At 63.2% G+C, this 9,835-nt stretch carries 8 protein-coding genes and 1 pseudogene; 7 read left to right on the top strand and 2 right to left on the bottom strand.

Annotated elements, in window-relative coordinates; all coding sequences use genetic code 11:
• Positions 1-124 precede the first annotated feature (124 nt).
• From L6D63_RS27990 to L6D63_RS28005, 4 genes are read left to right on the top strand one after another with little or no spacing between them, the layout of a single operon-like run.
• Entirely contained in the window at positions 125-904 is a 780-nt protein-coding gene (locus L6D63_RS27990; RefSeq protein ID WP_047290724.1) for an efflux RND transporter periplasmic adaptor subunit, read from the top strand.
• On the top strand, positions 901-2,220 hold the full coding sequence (locus L6D63_RS27995; RefSeq protein ID WP_131670830.1) for an efflux RND transporter periplasmic adaptor subunit: 1,320 nt from the start codon (positions 901-903) through the stop codon (positions 2,218-2,220). Before L6D63_RS27990 ends, L6D63_RS27995 begins: the two co-directional genes overlap by 4 nt.
• On the top strand, positions 2,221-4,317 hold the full coding sequence (locus tag L6D63_RS28000; RefSeq protein WP_131670831.1) for a site-2 protease family protein: 2,097 nt from the start codon (positions 2,221-2,223) through the stop codon (positions 4,315-4,317).
• Between the two features lie 11 nt (positions 4,318-4,328).
• The gene (locus L6D63_RS28005) at positions 4,329-4,823 is read left to right on the top strand and encodes a GNAT family N-acetyltransferase (protein ID WP_131670832.1); all 495 of its coding nucleotides are present in this window, start codon (positions 4,329-4,331) and stop codon (positions 4,821-4,823) included.
• 9 nt (positions 4,824-4,832) lie between these two features.
• Here the strand turns inward: L6D63_RS28005 and L6D63_RS28010 are convergent, their stop codons facing one another.
• Both L6D63_RS28010 and L6D63_RS28015 read right to left on the bottom strand, forming a co-directional pair.
• Complete coding sequence (locus L6D63_RS28010; protein WP_131670833.1) at positions 4,833-5,144, bottom strand: DUF6916 family protein; 312 nt, start codon at positions 5,142-5,144, stop codon at positions 4,833-4,835.
• A 57-nt stretch (positions 5,145-5,201) separates the two neighbouring features.
• Positions 5,202-5,787, bottom strand: a pseudogene (locus L6D63_RS28015) (phage tail protein).
• Positions 5,788-6,028: 241 nt separating this feature from the next.
• Between L6D63_RS28015 and L6D63_RS28020 the strand changes: the two are divergent.
• The 3 genes from L6D63_RS28020 to L6D63_RS28030 form a co-directional block, all read left to right on the top strand.
• Positions 6,029-7,624 (top strand): glycosyltransferase family 39 protein, encoded by a 1,596-nt coding sequence (locus L6D63_RS28020; RefSeq protein WP_131670834.1) that lies wholly within the window; start codon positions 6,029-6,031, stop codon positions 7,622-7,624.
• 138 nt (positions 7,625-7,762) lie between these two features.
• Positions 7,763-8,608 carry a sulfotransferase family protein gene (locus tag L6D63_RS28025; protein ID WP_047290731.1) on the top strand — a complete coding sequence of 282 codons (846 nt, stop codon included), beginning with the start codon at positions 7,763-7,765 and terminating at the stop codon, positions 8,606-8,608.
• A 53-nt stretch (positions 8,609-8,661) separates the two neighbouring features.
• Positions 8,662-9,835 (top strand): DUF4347 domain-containing protein (locus L6D63_RS28030; RefSeq protein ID WP_236170487.1); only part of this gene is annotated, 1,174 nt, incomplete at its 3' end.

Below are 9,835 nucleotides of genomic sequence, written 5' to 3' on the forward strand. Positions count from 1 at the left end.
GGGAGTCGGTGTATCCGGCGGGGGAGATGGCGCAACGTTGATTCTCGCACCCGAATGATGGCCTTTCGCTTGACGCTATTCCCCGCTGTCGTAGACTCCGCTCATCCGTCAGGGAGTAGCGGTTATGCAGCGTTTGCGCGGTTGGGTTATCGGATTGACCTTTGTTACGTGTGCAGTTCAGGCGCAAACGCCCGGGCCAGACGATCCGCTGCTGGATAACGCAACGCCTGCGACAGCCACGGCGAGCAGTGAGGCGCGGGGTGTGTTGCGCGCTCGGGATCAGGCGACGCTGGCCAGTGAGTTGTCGGGGCGGATTGTCGAGTTGCCGTTCAGCGAGGGCGAGTCGTTTAAAAAGGGCGATGTGCTGGCGAAGTTCGATTGCTCGGCGTATCAGGCTCAGCTCAATGCCGCCCAGGCCGCCAGCCGCGGTGCCGGTGAGGAGCTGGCGCACAATCGGCAACTGGCGGCGCTCAATTCCGTCGGGCGTTTCGAAGTGGCGCGGGCCGAGGCCAAGGTCAGCGAGACCCAGGCGCAGTCTCAGGTTTATCAGGTTCAGGTCAAACGCTGCAGCGTGGTTGCGCCGTTCGACGGGCAAGTGGTCGAGCGTAAGGTGCAACGCTACGAAAGTGTGCCGGCCGGCGCGCCACTGCTCGATGTGGTCGACAACCGCACCCTGGAGATCCACTTGCTGGTGCCGTCGCGCTGGATGGCCAGACTCAAACCCGGCCAGACCTTCAGCTTTATCCCCGACGAAACCGGCCAGCCGATCGATGCCACGGTCAAACGACTCGGTGCGCGGATTGACGAAGGCAGTCAGACCCTGTTGCTGGTCGCCACACTTCCCGAAGCCAAGGGCTTGCTCGCCGGCATGAGCGGCACGGCGCATTTTGCGGAGCTTAAATGAACGCCCCGGTGGCCGGCGGCGCCGAACAGGTGTTTGCGCGGTTTCTGGATCTCGAACGACAGACACGCGCTGCTCGCGATGCCTCGCAACTGGCCTATAGCCTGGTCAACGACGGCCAGGCGCTGTTCGGGTATCGCCATGCGGCCTTACTGATCGCTGGCAAGGTACAGGCGGTGACTGGCGTCAGTACGGTCGAGCCGAATGCACCGTTTGTGGCATTCGTCGAGCAGGCGGTGGCGCAGTTGTTCAAGCAGGATGGATTGAAGATTGCGCGGGTCATCACGCCTGAGCAGGTGGGCGAAGCGATTCAGGCTGACTGGCGCAGTCTGTCTGCCGCTCAAGTGTTCTGGCTGCCACTGATCGACCGCGAGGGCGAGGTGTTCGGCGGTTTGTGCCTGGCCCGCGATGTGCCGTGGAACCCTTCCGAACAAGTGCTGCTGTCACAACTGGGCGACACCTACAGTCATGCGTGGCTGGCGTTGCAGCCGCGCAAGCCGTGGCGGCTGCGCTGGACCCGCAAGCGTCAGGTGGCGCTGGTGGCGGTGCTGTTGCTCGGGTTGTTGATCCCGGTGCGCCAGTCGGTATTGGCGCCGGCGGAAGTCGTGCCGCAGGGCGGTCGCGTGGTGGCGGCGCCGCTGGACGGGGTGATCGCCGAGTTTCTGGTCAAGCCCAATCAACCGGTGAAAGCCGGCGACCTGCTGCTGCGGTTTGAAAGCACCACCCTCAAGGCCCAGGCTGATGTGGCCGAGCGTGCCTTGGGCGTGGCGGAAGCAGAACTGAAATCCAACTCGCAACGTTCGTTTGCCGATGCCGAGTCCAGTGCCAGGGTCGATTTGCTCGCCGCCCGTGCCGAGCAAAAACGCGCCGAGCGCGATTACGCCCGCGAGTTGCTGGCGCGTAGCGAAGTGCGCGCCGAGCGTGACGGGATCGCAGTGTTCGCCGATGCCGAGCGCCTGACCGGCAGACCGGTGCAGACCGGCGAGCGCTTGATGGAAATCGCCGACCCGAATCAGGCCGAACTGCGTATCGAACTGGCGGTGGGCGACGCGATTGCGCTGGAACCGGGCGCCGATATTGCGTTGTTCCTCGACAGCGATCCGCTGCAACGCCACACCGCCAGACTTGAGCGTTCGGCCTATGAAGCGCAGCCCACCGCTGGCGGCCAACTGGCGTATCGACTGGATGCAAATTTTACCGAGGCACCGCCGCGCATCGGCCTGCGCGGTACGGCCAAGATATTCGGCGACCGCGCGCCGCTGGCCTTGTACCTGCTGCGCCGTCCGCTTGCCGGTCTGCGCCAGAGCGTGGGTCTGTAAATGAATCTGCCGAGCCTGCGTGCCGACCTGCAACTGTCGCCCGCGGCGCCAGCACTGGACGGTTCACCGCGCTGGACCCTGGCCGATCCGGTGCGCGGTCGGTATTTCAAACTCGGCGCGGCGGCGATGCGCCTGTTGCGCCACTGGTCGCTGGGCGATCCCGAGCAAGTGCTGCGCGCCGCCAACCGCGAGCCGGGCCTGCCGCTGGACGGTGTCGAGTTGGAGCAACTGCTGACATTTCTGCGCGGGCATGACCTGATCAGCGCCCTCGACGATCAGCAGCGTGCCAGTTACTCGCTCAAGGCCCTCGCGCAACGGCAGAGCCTGTGGAAAATCCTGCTTCACCAATATCTGTTTTTTCGCATTCCATTGTGGCGCCCGGACGCTTTTCTCAATCGCGCGTGGCCGTGGCTGGAGCGCTTCGGGCCACGACTGTTGCGCGTCGGTCTGCCGGTAACGCTGGCGCTCGGGGTGTTTCTGGTTTCGCGGGACTGGCAGCGCTTTGTCGGCACCTTTCCGCACCTGTTCAGCCTCGGTGGGGCGCTCTCGTTTGCTGTGGCGCTGTTCTTCGCCAAGCTCTGTCACGAGTTCGGCCACGCATTCATGGCCAAGCGCGCCGGCTGTCGGGTGCAGAGCATGGGCGTGGCGTTCATGGTCTTGCTGCCGATGTTTTACACCGACGTCAGTGACGCCTGGCGGGTCAACGACCGGCGTGCGCGGCTGCTGATCGGCGCCGGCGGGGTGCTGGCGGAGTTGTTGCTGGCGTGCATCGCGTTGCTGGTCTGGTCGCTATTGCCCGACGGCCCGGCCCGGACGGCGGCGTTCATGCTCGCCAGTGCGACCTGGATCACCACGCTGGTGGTCAATCTCAACCCGTTCATGCGTTTCGATGGCTACTTTTTGCTCAGCGATCTGTGGGAGGTCGACAACCTGCAGGGCCGGGCCTTTGCCTTCTGTCGCTGGCGCCTGCGTGAGTGTTTGTTCGGCTATGGCGCCCCGGCGCCGGAGCCTTGGTCGCCGACGATGCAGCGGCGTTTGCTGATCTGGGGGTATGGCTCGTGGTTATGGCGTGCGGCATTGTTTTTCGGGATCGCGCTGGCGGTCTATCACCTGTTTTTCAAAGTGTTGGGGATCTTCCTGATGCTGGTGGAACTGGTGTGGTTCATCTTTCTGCCGATCATGAATGAGTGGCGTCAGTGGTGGAGCCGCCGCGAACAAGCGCATGGCCCGCGTGTGCTGGTCAGCAGCCTGGCGGTACTCGGCCTGTTGCTGGTGCTGATCGTGCCGTGGCGCAGCGCGGTCGAACTGCCGACGATGCTTGAGGGCGGTCGGGCCAGTGCGTTGCATGCGCCGGTGGCGGCGCGGGTCAAAACAGTCAAGGTCGCGGATGGCCAGACAGTCGCCCAGGGCGATGTACTGATCGAACTGGAGTCGCCGGACCTCGAATCGCAGCAGGCCATCGTCCGCCGGGAAATCCAGATCCAGCAATTGCTGATGCGCCGACAGGCCGGTCGCAGTGAAACCGCGGCCGACGCCAGTATCATCGAGCAACGCCTCGCCGAAGCCGTGGCGCAATACCGTGGTCTGAGCGCTCGCCGCGAACGCCTGCTGCTGCGCGCGCCCCATGCCGGCACTGTGCGTGATGTGCTGCCCAATCTGACGCCGGGGCGCTGGCTGTCGAGCAAGGATGCGCTGGCGCGGGTGGTCGAGGACGGTTCGCGCCTGCGTGGCTATATCGCCGAAGCCGAGTTGTGGCGAGTCAAACCGGGTGCGACCGGGCGGTTCATCGCCGATGATCCGATGCATCCGGCGCTCGCCGTAAAACTGGATGAAATCGATACCAATGGCGTGGCCTATGTCGATCAGGAGGCGCTGACCTCCGATCATCACGGGCCGATTGCCGTGCGTCGCGATCAACAGCAACGAGCCGAGCCTGTACAAGCGCAATATGGCGCGCGATTGACTACGCTGGATCAGCCGCCCACCCCGGTTCAACCGTTGCGCGGTGTGGTGGTGCTGCAGGGCAGCGGCGAGTCGGTACTCGGCGTGGCCTGGCGCCGGTTGGCGGCGCTGGGGGTCAGGGAAAGCGGTTTCTAGGGAGCGTGAACATGGCGAGCAACGCGGGTGTGACGGCAGACGGATTGGTGGTGCGACCTGCGCGGGCCACCGACGAGCCGTTTTTGCACCGCCTCTATCAGTCGGCGCGCCCGGATCTGCAATGGATCGACGCCGAGCAGGAAGTGGTGCAGCAAGTGATCGCCCAGCAATTTCAGGTGCATGAGCAGGGCGTGGGTGAAAACCATCCCAACGCCCTGCACTACGTCGTGGAAAAACTCGGCACGGCCATCGGGGCGCTGAGCACCGACTTCGGCCCCAATGAAATCCGCGTGTTGTACATCGCCTTCATTCCCCAGGCGCGGGGCAAGGGGTACGGCCGCGCGGTGTTGCAAGGCGTGCAAAAGGCCGCGCAGCAGGTTCGTTGCCCGGTGGCAACGGTGGTCTGGGCCAACAACCCCCACGCACGGCAACACTATCTGGCGTTGGGATTTGCGGTGGAAGAACGCAATCCGGCGGCGGAGCGGCTGGTGTGGTATCCGCAGTGAGGCGGGATTTCAGTTGAAGGACATGCAGAAGTAACCCAGTTGCGGATCCCGCCCCACCGCCGGCACTCGCGACACGAAAATATCTTCCACTCGCCCGAGTTCCGGCAGCTCCAGTGCGCACAGGCCGTCGACGAACCCGGTCGGCACCAGACTGTTGAATTCGAGGCAGAACGGCATGCGCTCGCTGTAGCGGGTTTTCGCCGCTGGGACCTCATCAAGATGCTCGATCTGAATGGGCAATGCCGTGCCATCTGGCAGGTGCAGCGTGCTTTGCTGTCCGAGCAACGGCTGGACGTGTTGGATCTGAACCGCTTGCAGCATGATCTGACTCCGTTGAAAAAAGAACGGCCGGGGGCCGTGAGGCCCCCCGACGCATGATCAGTTGCGCGAAGGGAATATCCCGTTCAGGGCAATGCTGAAGTTGACGACCAGAGAGGGGTTGACGATGGATAACGGCTGACTGCCGCCCGTGGAGGAAATGTCCGGTGACCGTGGTGGTCAGGCCTTTGATGGGAACCGGCGTGGCACCTTGGGCATCGGAATAGATGTTCGCCGAGCCAGGGCCGCCGCCGGACGCGCCGATGTACGAATTGGTCGCGGTGGGCACGGTCGCCGGATTGCTTGCAGGCACCGCCAGTTGCAGGGCGGTGTTGGCGGTAAGGCCGGTCATCGCGTGGGTGTGGTTGGGCATGTTGGCGATCGTGGCGGTGACGTTTTCCGTGCCATACACCTCACCGATGACACGCGGCGTCAGGCCCTGTCCGGCACCCTGTGCTACGGGCACCCGACCTTGCAGGTTGGGCAACTGAAAATTGGTCGTGCCGTTGCCGCCGTAGAAGGTGCCCAGCAAGGCGAACAATGCCTGGTATTGCGAGATGCCCAGGATTTGTCCGTTGCACAAGGCCCAGCCACTGGGGGCGAAGTTGAAGGCGAACGGTTGAATCGTACCCATAAAGACTTCCATGGTTCCTCATCCTTCTGTTATGTGGTCGGCGCGCCGCGCGGTAGCCTGGTTGCAGGGCAGGTACACAGGCTGTGCTGACGCCTTGCATTTGCGCGGGCAGGTCACGCCACGCCGTAGCGTAGACCCGGATCAGCGGACTTGCCGGACGTCGTCATGGCCGCGCGTCGACTTCGCCTCTGGCCTACAGTGTGCGCAATGAGTGATGCTGGTTGTGACTCGGTAAATCTGTAAGGGAAGGTTGATGGAAGCGCGTCGCGAGACTCCGCTGGGGGATACCCAGGACCCGTTTGCCGCACCGAACGCCGGTGTCCGGCGTCTATGGCGCTGGGCTCGCCAGCAGTGGCTGATACCGATTCTGTTGCTGGCGACGGTGGTGCGTTTTTATGACCTGACCGCTGCCGCGATCTGGGGCGACGAAGGCTCAAGCCTGCTGCTGGCGAACTATTCGCTCAGTGGTATCTGGGAACACGCGGCGTTCGACGTGCATCCGCCGTTGTATTTCATGCTGCTGCACGGCTGGATCGGGTTATTCGGTGAAGGCATCCTGTCGATTCGCAGCCTCAGCGCTGTGGCCGGCATCGCCACGGTCGGGCTGGGTGTCTGCCTGGTCGATCGCCTGGCCACCCGCCGCGCCGCGATCATCGCCGGGGTGCTGCTGGCGTTGCTGCCGACGGCGGTGCGCTACAGCCAGGAAGTGCGCATGTACTCGCTGCTCGGCCTGCTCCTGATCGCTTCCACACTGGCGCTGATCTGCTGGGTCAGGCGCCCGCAGCGCCGCCGGTATCTGCTGATCTATGCATTGCTGATGAGCGCCGCGTTGTACACCCACTACTTTGCAGTGCTGGCCGCGCTGAGCCATTGGCTGTATCTGGGGCTGATTCGCCTGCTGCCGGGTTATCGCCTGCGGCATATCCAGCGCAAGGACTGGTGGCTGGCCAATCTGGCCATCGTCGTGCTCTATCTGCCGTGGTTGCCGAACCTGCTTGATCTGACGCAACACATGGAAGAACTCAAGGTCGGTGGCGATGTGGGCTGGGAAGATCCGGTGACCCTGTCCTCGCTGCCGTCGATGATCTGGCTCTGGTTGATCCAGGACGACGGCGAGCATCTCCCGTTGCTGCTGTTCTGCGGCGTACCGCTGGCCCTGCTGGCGCTGGCGGGCGTGGCCGTGGCCCGCGACCGCAGCGTGAACCATGGCAGCGTCTTGCTGGCGCTTTACACCGGTATGCCGTTGTTGCTGGTGTTCGCGGTGTCGTTCATCAGCCCGGTGTTCATCGAACGTTACCTGACAGCCTATGCGCTGGGGTTGCCGATGCTGGCGGCGCTGGCCATTGACCGGTTGTACCGCCGCACTCGTGTGCTGGCAGTGACGATCCTGGTGGCATGGGTCGGGGTTGAGTTGGTGGGTGTGAACACCAACGCCACGGTCGACCCGCACGATCAGTTCAACGTCATGGTCGATTACATCAACCGGCATTTCGTCAGCGGTGACCGGATCGTCACCAGCGACATGCTCTGGTACCTCAGTTACGTCTACTACAACCGCACTGACGCTCAGGTGCGGCTGTATACCCCGCCCGCTGCCGATGGCCGTTCGACGCGTCCGAATCACTACGGTTTCGGCACCCTGGTGTCCGAGGAGGTCTACCTGGACCGACTCGATGACCTGCCCAAGGGCAGTGCCCGGGTCTGGTTGATCGGCGATCTGGACGTGGACGTGCCTGACCCATTCCGTCCCTTGCCGACGACCTGGCAACTGCGTGATCAGACCCATGCCGGTGGCGCAAATGCGCGACTTTTTTCGTTGACCACTGATAACGGGACGACGGAGAAATGACTTAAACGCTTCACCATTATTATCGCGATTAAAACGGGCTTTCATAGTCCGTTTTGCTCTATTTTGATATCAAAACACTACTAGTCGAAAGGGTATTGTTGGACTACGCTCGTCGGACAAAAGGACTTACAAAGTAGGGTGAAGGGATTGCAGCAGTTCCACTTTATCTCCGGCTTGCCGCGCTCAGGTTCCACCCTGCTTTCTGCGATTCTTCTGCAGAACCCGCGCTTTCATGCCGGCATGACCAGCCCGGTCGGCGCGCTGTTTTCCGGTGTCCTTGAGCAATGCAGCGCCGGCAGCGAATTCGGCGCGGTGATCGACACCGACATGCGCCGGCGCCTGCTGCGCGGACTGTTCGATGCCTACTACGCCGACAAGGCTGACAAACCGGTGGTGTTCGACACCAACCGGCAGTGGAGTTCGCGCCTGCCGGCGATCAGCGATCTGTTCCCCAAAGCCAAAGTCATTGCCTGCGTGCGCAACGTCGCCTGGGTGATGGACAGCCTGGAACGGTTGTACCGCGCCAACCCTTATGAAAACACCAAGCTGTTCGGCGATGCTGTCGAGCGCAACACCGTCTACAGCCGCTGCGAAACCCTGGCCCAGCGCAATCGTCTGGTCGGTTTTGCTTGGGCGGCACTCAAGGAAGCCTATTACGGCGAGCACGCCGATTCGCTGCTGATCGTCGATTACGACTTGTTGACCCAGGCCCCGGAGCGGGTGCTGCGGCTGGTCTACGACTTCATTGGCGAGCCCTGGTTCGAGCACGATTTTGAACACCTGGCCTATGACGCGCCGGCATTCGACCAGGCGCTGGGTGTGGCCGGCCTGCACAAGGTCAAACCCAAGGTTGCCCTGCAGTCCCGGCGCACGATTCTGCCGCCGGACCTGTTCAAGCAATACGCCGATCTGTCCTTTTGGCTCGATGGCTCAGCCAGTGCTGCCAATGTGATTCGTATGAAGTCCGACGCCGCGATCAGTTGATCGCGGCGTTTTTCATTGATGCGTTTACAACTGTTCGAGTCCGGGTGAGCAACATGTGGTGGAGCAAGCAAAAGTCGCGGGTAACCGAGGGCCAACGGACGCTGGCTGCGCCGCTGATCATGTCACTGGAACCGCGCATGCTGTTCGACGGCGCCGTCGCGGCCACGGTCGCTGACGCCGCCGCCCAGGCCGACAGCCATCCTGCAGCCGATGCGGCCAAGGCGCCGACGGCCGATCACCCGTCGGTCAGCAAAGACACCCACGGCCAGGCCGATGCCACGCCGGCTGCCAGCCCTGTTGCCGTACCGGGCCAGAGCGTGGTGTTCGTCGATGCCCGGGTCAAGGATGCCGACAGTCTGCTCAAAGGCGTTGCTCCCGGCGCGCAAGTGGTCAAGCTCGATGCAAGCAAAGACGGTTTGCAGCAGATCGCCGATTATCTCGACCAGCATTCGGGTGTCAGCTCGGTACAGATCATCGCTCATGGCAACGCCGGTGACCTGTGGCTCGGCAACAGCTATCTGTCGGCGGACAACGTCGCGCAGCGCAGTGCGCTGCTGGCAGAAATCGGCAAGGACATGAACGTTGGCGGCGACATCCTCATTTACGGCTGCTACACCGCCGAGGGCGACCGCGGCCTGAGCTTCGTCGACTCGCTGGCACAATTGACCGGCCGCGATGTAGCCGCCTCGAACAACCGCACCGGCGTGGGCGGCGACTGGGATCTGGAAATCGCCACGGGCAAGATCGAGAGCGCCAACGTGCTGTCGACCCTGTCGATGAGTGAGTATCAGTGGGGCCTCGCCACGTGGACCGCCACCAACAACGCGAACACCGGGGTTGGCTCGCTACGCGCAGCGCTGGCGTCGGCGCAGAACGGCGACATCGTGACCTTCAGCAGCGGCATGACGGTGCAGCTCACCTCGGAATTGCTGATCAACAAGAACATCACCGTTGATGGCGACCTGAACAACGACGGGGTGGCGGACGTCACCCTCGATGGCCAGTACCGGACGCGGGTGGTGGAAATCACCTCTAGCAGTACGGTGACACTCGATGGTCTGGTCATTACTCGCGGACTGGTCTCGGGCAACGGCGGCAATGGCGGCTACGGCGCAACCGGCGCCATGGGCGGGGGGATTTTCAACGCCGGCATCCTGACCCTGCACAACGTTTCGGTAACGGGTAACGCGGCGGCCGGTGGTGGCGGTGGCGGTGGGGTCACCGGGA

Source organism: Pseudomonas parakoreensis (genome assembly GCF_021602155.1).
GTDB classification, from domain to species: Bacteria; Pseudomonadota; Gammaproteobacteria; order Pseudomonadales; family Pseudomonadaceae; genus Aquipseudomonas; species Aquipseudomonas parakoreensis.

Excerpts from the sequence above, each read along its gene's own strand:
- L6D63_RS28000 (WP_131670831.1), top strand. The coding sequence starts at position 2,221 with ATGAATCTGCCGAGCCTGCGTGCCGACCTGCAACTGTCGCCCGCGGCG.
- L6D63_RS27990 (WP_047290724.1), top strand. The coding sequence starts at position 125 with ATGCAGCGTTTGCGCGGTTGGGTTATCGGATTGACCTTTGTTACGTGT.
- L6D63_RS28010 (WP_131670833.1), bottom strand. The coding sequence starts at position 5,144 with ATGCTGCAAGCGGTTCAGATCCAACACGTCCAGCCGTTGCTCGGACAG.
- L6D63_RS28005 (WP_131670832.1), top strand. The coding sequence starts at position 4,329 with ATGGCGAGCAACGCGGGTGTGACGGCAGACGGATTGGTGGTGCGACCT.
- L6D63_RS28020 (WP_131670834.1), top strand. The coding sequence starts at position 6,029 with ATGGAAGCGCGTCGCGAGACTCCGCTGGGGGATACCCAGGACCCGTTT.
- L6D63_RS27995 (WP_131670830.1), top strand. The coding sequence starts at position 901 with ATGAACGCCCCGGTGGCCGGCGGCGCCGAACAGGTGTTTGCGCGGTTT.